Annotated in this window: 13 protein-coding genes; 9 read left to right on the forward strand and 4 right to left on the reverse strand. The window is 72.6% G+C overall.

What is annotated here, in order from left to right:
- Window positions 1-67 precede the first annotated feature (67 nt).
- The 5 genes from mvk to HP445_RS05130 are packed head-to-tail and all read left to right on the forward strand — an operon-like array spanning window position 68 to window position 5,330.
- Window positions 68-1,051, forward strand: a complete 984-nt coding sequence (mvk, locus tag HP445_RS05110; protein WP_128780761.1) for a mevalonate kinase — start codon at window positions 68-70, stop codon at window positions 1,049-1,051.
- Window positions 1,045-2,046 (forward strand): diphosphomevalonate decarboxylase, encoded by a 1,002-nt coding sequence (gene mvaD, locus HP445_RS05115; protein WP_128780762.1) that lies wholly within the window; start codon window positions 1,045-1,047, stop codon window positions 2,044-2,046. Before mvk ends, mvaD begins: the two co-directional genes overlap by 7 nt.
- Entirely contained in the window at window positions 2,043-3,125 is a 1,083-nt protein-coding gene (locus tag HP445_RS05120) for a phosphomevalonate kinase (protein WP_071406100.1), read from the forward strand. Before mvaD ends, HP445_RS05120 begins: the two co-directional genes overlap by 4 nt.
- Window positions 3,118-4,182, forward strand: coding sequence for a hydroxymethylglutaryl-CoA reductase (locus tag HP445_RS05125; RefSeq protein ID WP_071406099.1), 1,065 nt, complete (start codon window positions 3,118-3,120; stop codon window positions 4,180-4,182). Before HP445_RS05120 ends, HP445_RS05125 begins: the two co-directional genes overlap by 8 nt.
- Window positions 4,179-5,330: a hydroxymethylglutaryl-CoA synthase gene (locus HP445_RS05130; protein WP_128780763.1), complete on the forward strand. Its 1,152-nt coding sequence runs from the start codon at window positions 4,179-4,181 to the stop codon at window positions 5,328-5,330. Before HP445_RS05125 ends, HP445_RS05130 begins: the two co-directional genes overlap by 4 nt.
- Before the next feature lie 106 nt (window positions 5,331-5,436).
- Here HP445_RS05130 and HP445_RS05135 read toward each other — a convergent pair whose 3' ends face one another.
- Together HP445_RS05135 and HP445_RS05140 are read right to left on the reverse strand one after the other, a co-directional pair.
- On the reverse strand, window positions 5,437-6,420 hold the full coding sequence (locus tag HP445_RS05135) for an SRPBCC family protein (RefSeq protein WP_128780764.1): 984 nt from the start codon (window positions 6,418-6,420) through the stop codon (window positions 5,437-5,439).
- Window positions 6,420-6,803: an ArsR/SmtB family transcription factor gene (locus tag HP445_RS05140; RefSeq protein WP_128780765.1), complete on the reverse strand. Its 384-nt coding sequence runs from the start codon at window positions 6,801-6,803 to the stop codon at window positions 6,420-6,422. Before HP445_RS05140 ends, HP445_RS05135 begins: the two co-directional genes overlap by 1 nt.
- Window positions 6,804-6,882: 79 nt before the next feature.
- Between HP445_RS05140 and HP445_RS05145 the strand changes: the two genes are divergently transcribed.
- The 4 genes from HP445_RS05145 to HP445_RS05160 are packed head-to-tail and all read left to right on the forward strand — an operon-like array spanning window position 6,883 to window position 9,887.
- Complete coding sequence (locus tag HP445_RS05145; protein ID WP_128780766.1) at window positions 6,883-7,350, forward strand: hypothetical protein; 468 nt, start codon at window positions 6,883-6,885, stop codon at window positions 7,348-7,350.
- Entirely contained in the window at window positions 7,350-8,255 is a 906-nt protein-coding gene (locus HP445_RS05150; protein ID WP_128780767.1) for a hypothetical protein, read from the forward strand. The genes HP445_RS05145 and HP445_RS05150 overlap by 1 nt, the downstream gene beginning before the upstream one ends.
- Before the next feature lie 4 nt (window positions 8,256-8,259).
- Window positions 8,260-9,483, forward strand: coding sequence for an alpha/beta hydrolase family protein (locus HP445_RS05155; protein ID WP_128780768.1), 1,224 nt, complete (start codon window positions 8,260-8,262; stop codon window positions 9,481-9,483).
- Window positions 9,484-9,491: 8 nt separating this feature from the next.
- Complete coding sequence (locus tag HP445_RS05160; protein ID WP_111032766.1) at window positions 9,492-9,887, forward strand: DUF7882 family protein; 396 nt, start codon at window positions 9,492-9,494, stop codon at window positions 9,885-9,887.
- A 369-nt stretch (window positions 9,888-10,256) separates the two neighbouring features.
- On the opposite strand, the gene HP445_RS05165 is transcribed toward HP445_RS05160, so the two are convergent.
- Window positions 10,257-12,047 (reverse strand): sulfite reductase subunit alpha, encoded by a 1,791-nt coding sequence (locus tag HP445_RS05165; RefSeq protein ID WP_128780769.1) that lies wholly within the window; start codon window positions 12,045-12,047, stop codon window positions 10,257-10,259.
- Complete coding sequence (locus tag HP445_RS05170) at window positions 12,044-17,614, reverse strand: glutamate synthase-related protein (RefSeq protein WP_128780770.1); 5,571 nt, start codon at window positions 17,612-17,614, stop codon at window positions 12,044-12,046. Before HP445_RS05170 ends, HP445_RS05165 begins: the two co-directional genes overlap by 4 nt.
- Window positions 17,615-17,672 lie beyond the last annotated feature (58 nt).

Genomic DNA, 17,672 nt, shown 5'->3' on the forward strand with positions numbered 1-17,672 from the left:
CGATGGAGCGGATGCCCAGCTGACGAACACGCCGACGACCCGGACGGTTAGGCTGACGTGACCCAAGATGAGCAGCAGCGACCTCGACACCACCACGACCCCCGGCAACGGATCGGCGTCGTCCCACGGCAAGACGATCCTGATCGGTGAGCACGCCGTGGTCTACGGCGCACCCGCTCTCGTCCTGCCGGTGCTCGACGCACGGGTCGTGGCGACGGTCACCCCGGTCGCCGCCGACGCCGAGCAGCCCGGTCACAGCCTGCAGTCGACCGTGCACACCGGCCCCCTCGACCTCGCACCCGCGGCCGTGATGCCGACCGTCACCGCCGTCACCGCGACCCTGCGCCACTTCGGGGTCACCGACCGCCACTTCCACGTCCGGGTCGACAGCGAGGTCCCGACCGCCCGCGGCATGGGCTCGAGCGCCGCGGTCGCCGCCGCCGTGACCGCGGCCGTCGCCGACGCCCTGGGCGAGACCCTCGACGTCGAGACCCACCACGAGCTCATCCAGGAGTGCGAGCGCGTCGCCCACGGCCGACCGTCCGGCCTCGACGCCCGGGGCGTCGTCGCGTCCGCGCCGGTGTGGTTCGAGGGCGGGCACATCGAACCCGTCACGCTCGGCACCCGGTTCACCTTCGTCGTCGCGGACACCGGCGTCCCCGGGCACACCCGCGAGGCCGTCTCGGCCGTCCGCGCCCGCCACGACCAGGACCCGGCCGGCGTCGGCGCCGTGATCGACCGGATCGGCGCGCTCGCCCGTCGGGCACGGGGGACACTCGAGGACGGCGATGCCCAGGCTCTGGGTGCCACCATGGACGCCGCGCACGACCTGCTCAGCACACTCGACGTGTCGAGTGACGACCTGGACCGGCTCGTCGACGCCGCACGTGCTGCGGACGCCCTCGGCGCGAAGCTCACCGGCGGCGGGCGGGGCGGGTGCGTCCTCGCGCTCGCCGCGGACGACGACCACGCGGACCGCATCGCGGCCGCACTCCGCGGCGCAGGGGCCGCAGCCACCTGGACCACCACGATCGGAGCCCGCGCTTGCTGACAGCCACCGCCGTCGCGCACCCCAACATCGCCCTCGTCAAGTACTGGGGGAAGGCGGACGCGCAGCTCGCGCTGCCCGCCACGGGCAGCGTCTCGATGGGGCTCGACGTGTTCCCGACGACGACCACCGTCACGGTGGACGGCGGACGGGAGGCTCGTGATCGGTTCACGCTGAACGGGCACGTCGTCGACGACGGTGCGCTGGTGCGCGTGCAGCAGTTCCTCGACCTGGTGCGCGAGCTCGCCGGGTCGTCCGAGCGGGCGTCGGTGGTCTCCGAGAACACGGTCCCGACCGGCGCCGGGCTGGCCTCGAGCGCGTCCGGCTTCGCCGCCCTCGCGACCGCGGCCGCCGCGGCCTACGGCCTCGACCTGTCGACGCGCGACCTGTCCCGTCTGGCCCGTCGCGGTTCCGGCTCGGCCACGCGCTCGATCCCCGGCGGTGTCGCCGTCTGGCACGCCGGCGACGACCAGGGCTCCTTCGCCGAGCCGATCCCGGCCCCGCCGATGGCGATGGTCGTGGTCACGATCGACGCCGGCCCGAAGCCGATCGGGTCGCGCGAGGCCATGCGCCGCACCATCGCGACGTCGCCCTTCTACCCGGCCTGGGTGACCTCGACGACCGAGACCGTCGGCGACATGCTCACGGCCTGCGCGGCCGGCGACTTCACCCGCATCGGCGAGATCACCGAGAGCAACGCGCTCCGGATGCACGCGACGATCGAGGGCGCGTTCCCGCCGATCCGCTACCTCAACGCCCGCAGCGTCGCCGTGTTCGACGCCGTCGCCGAGCTGCGTGCCGGCGGCACCGAGGCCTACGCCACGGCCGACGCGGGCCCGAACGTCGTCGTGCTCACGAAGCCGCAGGACCGGGCGGCGGTCGCCGGGGCGCTCGCGTCGCTGGGGGACGTCATCGAGTCCGGCACCGGACCTGCCGCGCGGGTGCTCCGCTCCGAAGAGACCGGGAGCAATCCCGACCAGAAGGAGTCCGCGCAGTGATCGAGTTCCGTGCACACGGCAAGCTGTTCGTCGCCGGCGAGTACGCCGTCGTCGAGCCGGGCCAGCCGTCCGTCCTGATCGCCCTCGACCGTGCCATCACGGCGAAGGTGCGCGAGGGCCACGGCGCTGGCAGCGTGCACTCCGAGGAGTACGGGCACCTGCCGCTCACGTGGACCCGTGCCGAGGACGGCCTGGCGCTCGACCGTGAGCACCACCCCTACGACTACGTGATGGCCACGATCGACCTGGTCGAGAAGCTCCGCGCCGAGCACGGCATCGCCCCGCGGTTCCACGACCTGCGCATCGAGAGCCAGCTCGACGACGCCAGCGGCCGGAAGTTCGGACTCGGGTCCTCGGCCGCGGTCACCGTCGCCACCGTCGGCGCCCTCGACCGCTTCTACGGCATCGGCCTGACGCAGCGCCAGCGCTTCCAGGTCGCCCTGCTCGCCACCATCCGGGTGAACCCCCGGGCCTCCGGTGGCGACCTCGCCGCGAGCACGTTCGGCGGCTGGCTGCGCTACAGCGCCCCGGACCGCGAGCGCCTCGCCGCGATGCTCGGCGACCACGCCGTGTCCGCGATCCTGACCGACGCCGACGCGTGGGACGGCTTCGACGTCCAGCGGCTGCCCGCTCCCGAGAACCTGCAGCTGCTCGTCGGCTGGACCGGCTCGCCCGCGTCCACCACGAAGCTCGTCGACGTGGTGCGTCGGCACCGCAACGGCGGGTACCAGGCGTTCCTCGACGAGAGCCGCAGCGCCGTCGACGACCTGACCACGGGCCTCCAGACCGGCGACGCCGAGCGCACGCTCGGTGCCCTCCGACGCGCCCGTGGGCTGCTGCAGCGTCTCGGCGACTCGGTCGGGTCGAAGATCGAGACCGAGCGTCTCGCGACCCTGTGCGACGTCGTCGAGGCGGCGGGCGGGGCGGCGAAGCCGTCCGGTGCCGGCGGCGGCGACTGCGGCATCGCGCTCGTCCCGGCGGACACCGACCCCGCCGGCATCCACCGCGCCTGGGAGGCGCACGACATCAGACACCTCAGCGTCGCGGTGCGAGCACCAGAAGGAGCCCTCGATGAGTGACCTGCTCACACCGATCCCCACCAAGTGGGTCGGCCCGATCCGCGTCAGCGGCAACGCCGTGCAGGGGGAGCACGAGGTCCCCCTCGCCACCTACGAGTCGCCGCTCTGGCCGTCCGTCGGCCGTGGCGCCCGCATCTCGCGGATGGTCGAGGACGGCATCGTCGCGACCGTCGTCGACGAGCGCATGACCCGCTCCGTCGTGGTCCGTGCCGACAGCGCCGCAGCAGCCCACGTCGCCGCAGGCCAGATCCTCGCGCGCCAGGACGAGCTCGCCGCGATCGTGTCCGGGCAGAGCCGGTTCGCCAAGCTCATCGAGGTGCACCCGGAGATCGTCGGAGACCTGCTGTTCCTGCGCTTCGCGTTCACCACCGGCGACGCCTCCGGCCACAACATGGTCACGCAGGCGGCGGACAAGCTGCTGCCGGCGATCCTGGACTGGCAGCCGGGCCTGCGGTACGTCTCGGTGTCGGGCAACTTCTGCACCGACAAGAAGGCCACCGCGGTGAACGGCATCCGTGGCCGCGGCCGCAACACCATCGCCGAGATCGTGATCCCCGGCGAGGTCGTCGAGAAGCGCCTGCGGTCGAGCACCGCGCGCATCGTCGAACTGAACATCGCGAAGAACCTGATCGGGTCGACGATCGCCGGGGCCATCCGCTCGGCGAACGCGCACTACGCGAACATGCTGCTCGGCTTCTACCTGGCCACCGGGCAGGACGCCGCCAACATCGTCGAGGGCTCGCAGGGCATCACGAGCGCCGAGGACCGCGACGGCGACCTGTACTTCGCGACCTCGCTGCCGCACCTGATCGTCGGCACGGTCGGCAACGGCAAGGGCGGGGACCTGCCCGTCGTCGAGGACGCCCTGGTGCGCCTCGGCTGCCGCGAGGACCGCGAGCCGGGCGGGAACGCCCGCCGCCTCGCCGCCCTGTGCGCCGCGACCGTCCTGTGCGGGGAGCTCTCGCTCCTCGCCGCACAGACCAACCCGGGTGAACTGATGGCCGCCCACGTCGCCATGGAACGCCGCGGCACGAAGCCCGCAGGCGGTGCAGCATGAGCGGCGTCGGCATCCACGACATCGCGATCGCGACCGGGCACCACGTGCTCGAGCTCGACGACCTGGCCGAGCGGCTCGGCGTCGACCCGGCGAAGTACCACGTCGGCATCGGGCAGGACGCCTTCAGCGTGCCGGCGCCCGACGAGGACATCGTCACGATGGGCGCCGCCGCCGCCAAGGAGCTCATCGACCGGCACGGCGTCGACGGCATCCGCACGGTGCTGTTCGCCACCGAGTCCGGCGTCGACCAGTCGAAGGCCGCCGGCGTGTACGTGCACGGCCTGCTCGGGCTGCCGAAGGCCGTCCGCGTGGTCGAGCTGAAGCAGGCCTGCTACGGCGGGATGGCCGCGGTGCAGCTCGCACTCGGCATCGTCGCGCGCGCCCCGCACGAGCGGGTGCTCGTCATCGCCGCCGACGTCGCCCGGTACGACGTCGACACCCCGGCCGAGCCGACCCAGGGTGCCGGTGCCGCCGCGATCCTGGTGTCCGCCGACCCCGACCTGATCGAGATCGAGCCGGCGGCGGGCGTCTACACGGCGGACGTCGACGACTTCTGGCGGCCGAACGACCGCTCCACCGCGCTGGTCGACGGTCGGCTCTCGGTGAGCGCGTACGTCAACGCGTTCGTCGGCGCCTGGGACGACCTGGCGGAACAGGGTGGCCCGGCGTACGACGACATCGCCCGCTTCGTGCACCACCAGCCCTTCACCAAGATGGCGATCAAGGCGCACCGCAAGCTCACGCAGCACGTCGGCGCACCCTTCGACGAGGCCGACCTGGCGATCGGGTTCACCTACAACCGGCAGACCGGCAACACCTACACGGCGTCGCTCTGGATCGGGCTCGCAGCACTGCTCGACCTGGACGACGACCTGGCGGGGGAGCGACTCGGCCTGTTCAGCTACGGCTCCGGCAGCGTCGGTGAGCTCATCACCGGCACCGTCCGGCCCGACTACCGCGAGCACCGCCGTGCGGGTCGCGTGCGGTCGCTGCTCGAGGCGCGGGTCCCGCTGACGGTCGACGCGTACCGCGCGCTGCACGCCGCGGGTGCCGCCACCAGCGAGGACGTCGAGCGTCCGCGCGTCACGACCGCGCCGTTCCGCTTCGCGGGCGTGCGCGGCGGCGCGCGGCACTACGAGGCGTCCTAGACCGGCACGAGGCGTCCTGGACCGGCACGAGGCGTCCTGGACCGGACACCGGGACGGACGGGAGGCCCGTGGCGGCGCCGCCACGGGCCTCCCGTCCGCCTGCCGGTCACGCTGCGGACAGGACCTCGCGTTCCAGCCGCTGGTAGCTGGCCTCCATGCCCTCCGTCATGCCGGTCGCGAGGATCATGTCCCGCTGCTCCCGGTCCGGGTAGGTGACGAGCAGCGTCATGAGCGTGACGCCGTCGTCCTCGTCGAACTGCAGGTCGTTCGTGTTCGGCGGGAAGGGCGCCCCGGTCATGCGTTCGGTCGACACCATCCGGCGTTCGGGTTCGACGACGAGGTTCTCGCCCTCGAACCCGAAGGGCTCGCCCTCGGTGTCACCCGTCGGCGCCCAGGCCTGCCGGAACGCGCCGCCGGGGGTCAGGTCGTTCTCGTACACCGTCATCTCCCACCCGTCGGGGCCGAGCAGCCACCGGCGCACCAGGTCGGGCTCGGTGTGCGCGCGCCAGAGCAGGTGCCGCGGCGCCGCGAACGCCCGGGTGATCCGGACGTGGGTGTCGTCGAGGACCTCGGTCTCGGTGCCCGCACCGAGGGCCCACTCGCGCAGGTCGGCGAGCACCCGGTCGAGCTGGCCGAACGCCTGCTGGTAGCCCTCGAGCATGCCCATCTCGAGCATCGCGTCGAGGTCGGCGGCGGAGGCGAACGAGGACACCACGGTGACCCGCGAGCCGTCGCCCGCCGGCCCGAACGACAACACGGTCTCGCTGGTGGGGAGCGACTCGTCGACCGTGCCCTCCGGGTCGGTGAACAGGTCGCGGAAGACGATGCGACGGTGCTCGTCGACCTCGGTGACCTGCCAGACGGCGTGGAACCGCTCGCCCTGCGGAGACGTCATCCGGTAGTCGGCGCGGCCACCGGGGCGCAGGTCGAACGTCGTGAACGTCGCGGGGAACCCGGGCGGTCCCCAGAACCGCTCGAGCTGGCGCGGGTCGGCGAAGGCGGCCCAGAGGCGTTCGACGGGGACGGGGAACTCGGCGACGAGGGTCATCGAGAGGGTGTCGGGATCGGTGTGGACGGACGTGGTGGGCATCATCGCTCCTGGTGTCGTCGGGGGTCGTCTGGTGCTGGGTGTCCGGACGCGTCGCCGTCGAGCAGGTCGCCGAGGCGGTCCATCCGGGTGTGCCAGAGGCGGCCGTAGGCGTCGAGGAGGGCACGGACACGCTCGAGCTGCTCCGGCTCGGCGCGCACGATGCGGGTGCGGCCGCGGGCCTCCTTGCTCACGAGTCCGGCTCCTTCGAGGACGGCGACGTGCTTCTGGACTGCGGCGAACGACATCGAGTAGGCGTCCGCGAGCTCGCTCACGGACGACGACCCGACGAGCGTGCGCCGGACGATGTCACGACGGGTCGCGTCGGCCAGTGCGTGGAACACCCGGTCGACCTCGGCGTCGGACAGTTCGATTCGTACAACCATTTGGTTGTAGGTTACGTCCGGCCGGTCTCGTCCACAAGGGGGACCTGCCGGTAGTCTTGCCGCGGAGATCGGAGGGGCGATGGCGGAGCAGCTGGGTGCGTCCGGTGCCGTCCGTGCCCTCGTCGCCACCCTGCCCCGTGCGCCGCAGCTGTCCGACGTGGTGACCGGCGTCGGTCGGATGGTCGGCAAGCCCACGCGCGTCGTCGACGTCGACGGGCCGAGCTGGGGTCCGCTCACCGCGCTCGTGTCGCAGTTCGAGCACGAGAACCTGGTGCTCGTGCCGGCCGACGCACCGCCGCTCTACCGCATGCACTGCGTGCTGCACGAGCTCGGGCACCTGGTGCACGGCGACGTCGGCACACCGACCGCGTCGTCCGTCGTCGAGTTCGCCGCCGGGGGCCACGTCTGCCGTCGCGCGCTCGACGCCGACTCCGGGCTCGTGAGCATCTCCGACGACGACGAGCACTTCGCCGAACGGTTCGCCTACGAGCTCGCGACGGTCCTGCTCGCCGGTGCCACGGGCGCGGACGAGCGGGCCTACGGCTGATGGCCGTCCTGCACGCCGCGGCCTTCTGGTTCGCGGCGCTGATCTTCCTCGCCCGCACGCCGTACGTGCTGCGGAACCCTCGTGGTCGGGCGGCCTGGGGTGCCACCGGCGTCGGGGCACTCGGGCTCCTGACCCTCGGCAGCGTCGTGCCGCAGCCGGTGCTCGACGGTGCCCTGGGCGGCTCGAACCTCATCAACCTGGTGCAGAACGTCTGCGCGACCGTCGCGTTCTGGCTGATGCTGCGCGCGAGCACCGACGACCTGCCGGAGCGCCCGGTGCTCGCCAGGCCGGTGGCGCTGCTCGTCGTGGTCGTGGCGTTCACGGTGCCGTTCCTGCTGGTCGAGGAGCGCGGCGGGACCGACTTCCACTTCATCGTGCGCGAGATCGAGCAGACCCCGATGTGGCTCTACGGGACGGTGTACATGGTGGGCGTGGGGCTGATCGCCGCGACGACCCTGCGCCGCGGCGTGCTGCAGAGCCCGGTGGCGCTCGTGGTGTTCCGCGTCGGGCTCGCCCTGGTCGTCGTGGCGAGCGTCGACGAGGTCGTCTCGCTCACCGCCGACCACTTCGGGCTCTTCCCGGCCGGGGCGCGGGACGGCCTGCGGCTGGCCTTCGACCCGCCGTTCTACCTCGGCATCGTGCTCATCGTCGTGGCGATGGCCTCGCTGACGTTCCGGCGGTGGGGCCGTGACCTGCGACACCGCGGGCACCACCGACGCCTGCGCCGCATCGCCCGTCGGCACGCGGTGCGAGCGGTCGAGCGGCCGGGGGACCCGCAGGCCCGGACCTACGACCTGGTCATCGCGATCCGCGACGCCGAGGTGCAGGGCCGGACCCTCGACGACGCCGAACTCGCGCAGGTGCGGTCGGCCGAACGGACCCTGACCCGGAGCCTCGGAGGATGACGGCGTGACGATCGTGTGGTGGGTGCTCGGAGCGCTCGGGGTGCTGGCGGCGGTGGGTCTGATCGGGCTGGTCGTCCTGGTCGTCCTGCGAAAGGTCGTCGGCAGGATCGTGCTGCCCGGTGGCGACCGGTGGACGCCCGTGCTCGAGTCCGACGCGGACTCCGTCCGGCTGCCGATCACCGACGACACCATGCGGCCGGGAGAGTACGGGCTGTGGCACGACGGCCCGGGGCACACCACCGTCGGGCCGGTGCTCGAGGTCGACGAAGCCGCCGGGTTCGTGCGCCGGGCCGTGGTGCGGACGACCGGCGCCGTGTCGTCGCGGGTGCGGTGGAGCGGGCACGTGCACCCGGACCCGGCGGCGATGGAGGTCGACTGGTCCGAGGTGTCGCTGCCGACGCCGGTGGGGCCGGCGCCCGCGTGGGTGGTGCGGCCGGGGCCGGACGGCGCCGCGGGCCCGGGCCGCCCGGCCGCCCGGGGTGCCGACCCCTTGGCTGCCCGGGGCGCCGACCCCGTGGCCGCCCGCACCTGGGCCGTCCACGTGCACGGGATCCGGACGACCCGGGTCACCGCGCTCCGGACCGTCCCCGCGGCGCTCGAACTCGGCTGGACCTCGATCGTCCCGTCGTTCCGCGGCGACGGTGAGGCACCGTGGGAGGGCCGGGCCTCACACCTCGGAGCCCGCGAGTGGGCGGACGTCGAAGTGGCGCTCGACCACGCCGTCGCGAACGGCGCCGAGCGGCTCGTCATCGTGGGGTGGTCGATGGGCGCGACGATCACGCACGAGCTCCTCGCCCGCTCGGCGCACCGCGACCGCCTGGCCGGGATCGTGCTCGTCGCCCCGGCACTGGACTGGGCCGTCACCGTCCGGTCCCAGGCCCGTCGCGCGGGGCTTCCCGGCCCCGTGGTGGGTGCTGCCCTCGGGGCGATGGCGACGCCGGTCCTCTGCCGGATGGTGGGGCTGCGCTCGCCGGTCGACGTGCGCGCGCTGTCGTGGTTGCGCGCACCCCGGCCGCTGCCACCGACCCTGCTCATCCACTCCACCGGCGACACCACGGTGCCGTTCTCGGCCAGTCAGGAGTTCGCCGACGCCCACCCCGGCACGGTCACACTGGCGGTGAGCGAGCCGGCCGAGCACGCCTGGGAGCGCAACGTCGACGCCGTCTGGTTCGACCGCACCATCACCACCTGGGCGTCCGGCCTCGCGCACACCGGAGCGCAAGAGTAGAAGGAGCCATGGGGCAGCTCATCTACGACGGCCGACCGCTCGACCTGCGGATCGACGACCGCGCGCTCACGCACCTGCAGATCGTCATCGTCAACATGCTCCGGCGTGACCACCGCTTCGCGTTCTCGTGGAAGGACGACGTTGTCCACGGCAACGGTCGCAGCACGATCTGGCTGCACCCCAACGTGAGCCTGCACTTCAAGTTCACCGGCAGCCGGGTGCCGTCCATCAACCGCAGCTGGCTCGAGGACCTCTACGCCTCGGCCACCTCGGGGTCGGGGCTCGTGCTGACGCCGGAGCCGGCGGACACCAGCACGGCGGCCGACTCGGCGTGGTCGCGGGCGGTGGCACCCGGGGACGCGGACGACGCATCCGGGACACCGAGTGGTAGCACAACGCGCTGATCCGGGTCAACGGGTTCCAGTCGGGTTGCTCGGATCGTACTGTGGCTTCACCGCGGTTCGCTGTCGTCCCCCGCACCGGCGCTAGGGCACCGGTGTTGGCAGCGTCCGCGGCAGGAGGGGAACCCGAATTGCCCGTGACGCCCGGCGAGTCCGGCACCGACCAACCATCGGTGGCCGAGACGAACGAGCGGCGCGAGTCCCGGATCAGGGCACTCGACGCTCGTGCGACCGACGCTGTGCGTCGCGTCCGCCGCGCCACGCTGCAGGGCTCGCTGGTCGGTCGCCACTGACCGGCGCTCCTCCGGGACCGCCCCGGCCATCGGATTCGGGTTCCGTGGCCGGGGCGGACTCATCAGATCTGCACGCGGCTCAGTAGACGTCGCGCACGTACCGCTTCGCGCGACGCATGTCGGCCAGGTACGCCTGCGCGTCGTCCTCGCCGCGCGCGCGTCCGGTCCGGATGACCTGGAGCAGCGCAGCCTCGACGTCCTTCGCCATGCGTGAGGCGTCGCCGCAGACGTACACGTGGCCGCCGTCCTCGAGCCAGGCGAACAGCTCCGCCGACCGCTCGAGCATCCGCGTCTGCACGTAGACCTTCTCGGCCTGGTCGCGCGAGAACGCCAGGTCGAGGCGGTCGAGCACGCCCTGTTCCTGCAGCTCGGTGAGCTCGTCCCGGTACACGAAGTCGGTGTCCCGGTGCTGGTCGCCGAAGAACAGCCAGTTGCGTCCGGTCGCCCCGGACACCGCGCGCTCGTGCAGGAACCCGCGGAACGGCGCGACACCGGTGCCCGGTCCGATCATGATCATCGGGGCCGACTCGTCCGCCGGCACTCCGAACGACGCGTTCGGCTGCAGGTAGACGTCGACGGTGCCGTCCGGGTCGACCCGGTCGGCCAGGAACGTCGACGCGACACCGGCGTACATCCGGTGCGGGTCGCCGTAGCGCACCGACGCGATGGTCAGGTGGATGCGGTCCGGGTGGGCCAGCGGGCTCGACGAGATCGAGTACTGCCGCGCCTGCAGCGGCCGCAGGTTCGGCAGCAGCTCGTCGAGTCCCGGAGCGGCCGGGCCGGCGTCGCGGAGCAGGTCGAGGACGTCGCGTCCCCACAACCAGCGGTCCAGCTCGTGCTTGTCGCCGTGCGCCACGACGGCCGCGAGTTCGCTCGACGGCGCGCGCTGCACCAGGTCGGCGATGAGGTCCTTCGAGGGCGTCCGGATCTCACGGTCGGTCCGCAGGACCTCGGTGATCGGCCGGCCGTCGAACGCCTCGCCGCCGTTCGCGCCGACCTGCTCGAGCAGGTCCGCCACGAAGACCTCGTCGTTCACGGGCACGACCGCCAGGGCGTCGCCGGCCGCGTACTCGATGCCCGAGTCACCGAGGTCGAACTCGTAGTGCCGGATCTCCTTCGCACTGCGCGGCGAGGAGAGCAGCCGGTTCTCGACCAGGCGCGACGGGTACGGGTTGCGCTTGTTCCACTGCGACCCCGGCCGGGAGGCACGGCTCGCGCCCGCCCCGCCCGTCGCGGCTGCACCGTCGCCGGCACCACCGCCCGTGGTCGCGCCGGGTGCAGCCGTCGCGCCGGCCTCGGCGGCGAGGCGGTCGAGGACCGCCGCGGTCCACAGTGCGGCCGGGTCCTCGAAGTCGACGTCGCAGTCGACGCGGTCGTGGATGCGGGTCGCGCCGAGCTGCTCGAACCGGGTGTCGAGGAGCTTGCCGGCCTGGCAGAACTCGTCGTAGCTCGTGTCACCGAGGCCCAGGACGGCGTACTGCAGCCCCTCGAGCCGCGGCACGGTGCTCGCCTGGATCGCGTCCCAGAACAGCCCGGCATTGTCGGGCATCTCGCCCTCGCCGTAGGTCGAGGTGACGACGAGCACGTGCGACATCTCGGCGAGATGCTCGGGGGTGACGGCGTCGAGCGCACTGGCACGACCGCCGAGTCCGCGGGCCTTCGCGCCGGCGACGAGCTCGTCGGCCAGGAACTCGGCGTTGCCGGTCTGGGTGCCGAAGAGCACGTCGATCGTCGTCGTGGGCGCGCTGGCCGCGACCTTCTTGCCGGCGGCGGCGATGCCCGCGATGAACCCGGCGAGCCAGGACTCCTGGGCGGCCGAGAACGGTGCGTCGACGGGGATCAGCGACCCGGTCGGGGGGAGCAGACTCACGCGGTCACCGCCTCGGTCGGCGCCTGCGGTGCACGGCGGGCGATGTCCTCGAGCGCCGCGGTGGCGAGCAGCTCGTCGAAGCGGGCCTCGCGGACGCGGCCGTCGTTCTTGGCGTTCTGGTGCATGATCCACCCCGTGGTGCCCGGCGCGTCCATGCTGCGGTTGTTCCGCTGCGTGAGCGCGCGCTTGTAGTCGTCGAGCCGCTTGATCGCGATGAGCGTGGCGAGCTGGTCGTCGGCGAACCGGTCGAGCGTGCCGCGCAGGTACTTCACGACGCGCTGCTTGACGGAGAAGTCCTCGGTGAGCACGAGGTTCTTGACGGCCTCGGCCACTCGCGGGTCGGCGCTGCCGAGCGCACCCGGGACGCGCTCGAGGGCGACGTCCTGGGCGACCCCGAGCACCGTGTACGACGACAGCAGCGAGAACATGTCCTCGCCCTGGTCGCCGAGCGCCGGGGCACGGCCGTCGAGCACCGTGCGCTGGTCGCGGTAGTCGAGCTTGAACGCGCGGAGCTTGTCGGTGGCGATCGAGGTCGCGAGCTCGTCGAGGAGCTCGGGCCGGGTCGCCGCCGCGAGGATCTCGCCGGCGTCCTGCGTGAGCAGCAGGGCACGGGGCATGCCGACGTACACGTGCGCGCGGGCGGTGTCCCACTCGGCGAGCAGTCGCTCGGCCAGGGCCGAACCGGTCGCCTCGAGGTGCCACTCGAGCAGCAGGCGGGCGGCGGCCTCGTGGAACGCACCGCGCTCGGTGTCGGTGATCGGGAACACCAGCAGCGAGTCCGTGCTGACACGCTCGGCGACCTGGCCGGAGGGGTCGTACTGGTACAGGAACCCACCGGACATGCCGTTGCCGAGGCCCTTGCCGAACGCGCCGAGGTTGAACACGGCGCCGCCGGTCATGTACTCGCAACCGAAGTCGCCGAGGCCCTCGACCACGGCGGTCGCGCCGGAGTTGCGGACGGCGAACCGGTCGCCGGCCTCGCCCTCGACGAAGGTGCGCCCACCGGTGGCCCCGAACAGCGCGAAGTTGCCGACCAGCACGTTGCCGCCCTGTGCGGCGCTGCCGCCACCGGGGGCGCGGACGATGATCCGTCCGCCGCTCTGGCTCTTGCCGACGCCGTCGTTCGCGGTGCCGGTGTGCTCGAGCACGACGCCGTCGTTGTTGAAGACGCCGTAGGACTGCCCGGCCGAGCCCTGCGTGCGGATCGTGACCGCACCGTCCACCAGCCGGCGGCGTCCGCGGTCGTCCGTCGTCACGGCGGGCAGGTCCTGCACGTCCTCGGCGCGGAGCTCGTGGTTGAGCAGGCGCTCGAGGTCGATGCCGAGCTGGCCACCGACCGACTTGTCGGCGTTGCCGAGCAGCACGCCGTGCACGAGCACGTGCTCCTGCGCGTGGTCGACGAGGGCGGTGCGGACGCGCTCGAGCAGGGCGTCGTCGGTGTGGAAGTCCTTCTCCAGGTACTCCGGGTCCGCGACGACCTTCTCGGGCACCTGAGCGAGCAGGGCACGGGCGTCGAGCCGGCCGACGCTCGCCGGGTGGTCCAGGAGCTGCAGCAGGTCGGTCCGGCCGCGGGCCTCGCGCAGGGAGCGCAGGCCGAGACGGGCCAGGATCTGCCGCACGTCGTGGGCGATGTTGAGCAGGTACTGCGCGAGCGCGCGGGGGTCGCCCTCGAACGCCTCGGCGTTCGTGGTCAGGCCCGCCGGGCACTTCACGTTGCAGTTCTTCGCCATCACGCAGCCGAGCATCATGAGCGCGGTCGTGCCGAACTCGAAGCTGTCGCCGCCGAGCAGGGCGCTCGTGACGACGTCGCTGCCGGTCTGGTGCGCACCCGAGCAGCGGAGCGTGACCTTCTGGCGCAGGCCGTTCGCGACCAGGGCCTGGTGCACCTCGGCGACGCCGATCTCCGCAGAACGGCCGGCGTACTTCAGGCTGGTGACGGCCGCGGCGCCGGTGCCGCCGGTGTTGCCCGCGACGTTGATCACGTCGGCGCCGGCCTTCGCGACGCCGACCGCGATGGTGCCGATGCCCTCGGACGAGACGAGCTTCACGATCACCCGGACGCGGGCGGCCTTGCAGTCGTGGATGAGCTGCGCGAGGTCCTCGATCGAGTACGTGTCGTGGTGCGGCGGCGGCGAGATCAGTTCGACGCCGGGCGTGCCGCCACGGGCCGCGGCGATGTCCACCGTGACCTTGGGTGCGGGCAGCTGGCCACCCTCGCCGGGCTTCGCGCCCTGGCCGATCTTGATCTCGAGCTCCTCGAGCATGGGGTCGGCGAGGTAGCCGGCCCAGATGCCGAACCGGCCCGAGGCGAACTGCTTGATGCGCGAGCCGCGGATGGTGCCGTAGCGGGAGTGGTGCTCGCCGCCCTCACCGCTGTTCGACATGCCGCCGACCATGTTCGTCCCGTGCGCGACGGCCTCGTGGGCGGTGGCGACGAGCGCGCCGTGGCTCATCGCGCCGGACGCCAGGGTCCGGGTGATCTCGTGGGCCGGCTGCACCTCGTCGAGCTCGACGCTCGCCGGGGCGCTCTGCAGCAGTGCGAGCAGGGCGACCGCCGCACCGGTGGCGCGGAGCGTCACCGCGCTGTCGTCGACGGCGTCGACGTCGATCTGCCCCGGGTGGAGCAGCGCGAGGCCGTCTGCCAGGGCCGCGTGGCGCAGTGCACCCGTGGTCCCCGTCGACGTGAGTTCCAGGCGGAACCGCTCCGTGCCTCCCGGCAGGTCCTGGTCGTCCGACGGACGCGAGCCGGAGAGCCCGCGCACGGTGACGCTGGCGTTGCCGCTCGTCGAGAAGCGGCCGAGCTCGCGGGCGAAGTCCTCGGCCGCGTCGATGCCGGTGACGTCCGCGGGCAGCGCGAGCACGTCGCGGAGCGCGGCGGGACGGCGGGACCGCTCGTCGTGGGTCGTCTGCAGGAACGTGACGTAGCCCGGCGTGATGCGGTGCGCGTCGATCTCGGCGTCGCTGAGGCGGTCGTACCCGGTGTTCCGGTACGCGGCGTCGGTGATGCCGAACGAGTCGTCGAGCTGGCCGAGCGTGAGCAGGCGCAGCGCGTCCGAGTCGCCGGAGCGTTCGAAGGCCGGGCGCTCCTCGGTCATGCCGCCGAACCCGCGGACGCTCGCGACGCCGAACGAGTGGCCGGCGCCGTCGGAGCGTTCCTTGAACAGGCCGAGCAGCGGGACCTGGCCCTCGGACGCCACCGACCGGGCACGCTCGTGCCAGTCCGTCGCCGCCTGGGCGATGCGCGCGAAGCCGACGCCGCCGACCGGGGCCTGCATGTGCGGGAAGATCCGCGCGAGCACGTCGTCGCCGGTGTCGAGGTAGTTCGGCTCGAAGAACTCGCCACCGATGTAGCTCTCGGCGGTGCACAGGCCGACGCGGCCCATGGTCTTCGCCAGGGCCTTCTCGGCGGCCTTGCGGAACTGCTTGAGTGCCAGGTCGGTCGCGGTCAGCTCACCGGCGGGTGCGGGTGCGGCGGGGTACTTCTCCTCCGCACGCAGCCGAGCGCTCAAGCTGTACACAGCGGCGGCACCGAAGCCCAGCGCGGTCGCGACGTGGTGTGACGATGGCAGCTGACCGCTCTCGGCGACGACGGAGACCCGCAGACGCAGACCGGTCTCGATGAGCCGCTGGTTGACGGCGGCCACGGCCAGGATCACGGGGAGGGGCGCATGGGTCGACGACACCTCGCGGTCGGTCACGACCGCGATCCCGCCACCGCGCGCCGCGAACGCCTCGATCGCGTCGCACAGCGCGTCCAGCGCGCCGCGCATCGCGTCGGCGTTGGCCTGCTCGTCGGCGGGCACCGGCACGTAGAGCATGTCGAAGCGCTCGAGCGGCACGATGTCCTGCTCGCGCAGCCGCACCATGTCGAGGTGCCCGAGGATCGGCGACTGCACGACGAGCTGACGCCCCGTGGTGCCCGTGCCGTCCGGCTTCGCGCCGAGTGCCACGCGCATCGACATGCCGTCGGCCTCGCGGATCGAGTCGAGCGGCGGGTTCGTCACCTGGGCGAAGCGCTGCGAGAAGTACTTCGCCATGCCGCCCTCGGTGTCGCTCAGGGCGTTGATCGCGTTGCCGTAGCCCATCGCCGAGATGCGCTCCGACCCGTTCTGCAGCATCGGGTCGAGCATGAACCGGAAGCTCTCCTGGTTCAGCGAGTACGCCACGTACCGGCCCGCGAGCGACAGGTCGCCGTCGTAGCCCAGGGTGGACGTCGTGCGCTCGTAGTCCGGAGCGGGCACGTCGTCCAGGTTCACGCGGGCGGCGTCGAGCAGGGTGCCGTAGTCACGGCGGGCCGCGAGCATGTGCAGCACCTCGCCCGTGCGCATGCGGGTGCCGGTGCGGTGGTCGACGACGAGCATGCCGCCGGCCTCGATGCGGCCGCGGTGCACGACCTCGTCGGCGTCGAACTCGACCTGGCCGGCCTCGGACGACACCATCAGGTACTCGGCCGTCTCGACGGTGCGCAGCGGGCGCAGGCCCAGGCGGTCCAGGCGGGCGCCGACGACGTCGCCGTCACTGAAGATCACGGCGGCAGGACCGTCGTTCTTCTCCTCGTACAGCGAGAAGTACTCGAGCATGTCCCGGACGTCCGGGGTCAGGGTGCGGTCGTTCTCCCACGCCGGCGGCATGAGCGAGACCACGGCCTCGACGATCTCGAGCCCGTCGTCGAACACACGGCTCTGCAGGGTCTGGTCGAGTCGGCTCGAGTCCGACTGCCCGGGCGGACGCACGATGCTCCGGGTGCGGGCCCGCGCGAGCGCCTCGTCGGACAGCCGGTTCTTGCGGTCGGTGTTCAGCTCGCCGTTGTGCGCCATCAGGCGGAACGGCTGCGCCATCGTCGGGTGCGGCTCGGTGTTCGTCGAGAACCGGGTGTGGAAGTACAGCGTCCGGACCGAGTGCCGGGGGTCGCGCAGGTCGGTGAAATACCCGATCACCTCGCCGGAGTTCAGCCGGCCCTTCAGGATCTGGGTCCGGGCGCTGAGCGACAGCGGGTACAGGGCGGCGTGCTCGGCGCGCTCGGCGGCGGCCTGGGCGTAGGAGACCGCCTCGATGGCGAGCAGGGCGCGGTTCGCGGCGGCGTCGACCTCGGTGCGGGACCAGTCGGACGGTGCACGGAAGACCCACTGCACGATCGGCAGCTGGTACTGCTCGGCCTCGGGGCGCGCGACGGAGTGGTCCACCGGGACGTCACGGACCAGCAGCAGGTCGAAGCCCTCGGCCGTGATGGCGTCCGTGACGGTCTGCTCGGCACGGGCGCGCTCGTCGGTGCCGTCCGCTCCGTCGCTGCTCGGCACGAAGCAGTTCGCGACGCCGAAGTGCCCGGCGCGCAGCTGCTGGCCGGTGATGGCGCTGAAGAACTCCACCGACAGGTCGATGCTGACGCCCGCCCCGTCACCGACACCCTCGGCGGACTTGCCGCCGCGGTGCGGGATGGAGCACAGCGCTTCGTCGCCCTTGCGGATGACGTCGTGGCTCGGCGTCCCGTCGAGACGGGTGATGAAACCGACGCCGCAATCGCTCGATTCGCGGGCAGGGTCGTAGAGACCGAAAGAGGTGGGGTTCACGTGCGGGTCCAGTGGGGCGTTGCCGGCAGCGGACGGCGCGGGCTGCATCGATGGAGCG

This window comes from Curtobacterium flaccumfaciens (genome assembly GCF_013359815.1).
GTDB classification, from domain to species: domain Bacteria; phylum Actinomycetota; class Actinomycetes; order Actinomycetales; family Microbacteriaceae; genus Curtobacterium; species Curtobacterium flaccumfaciens.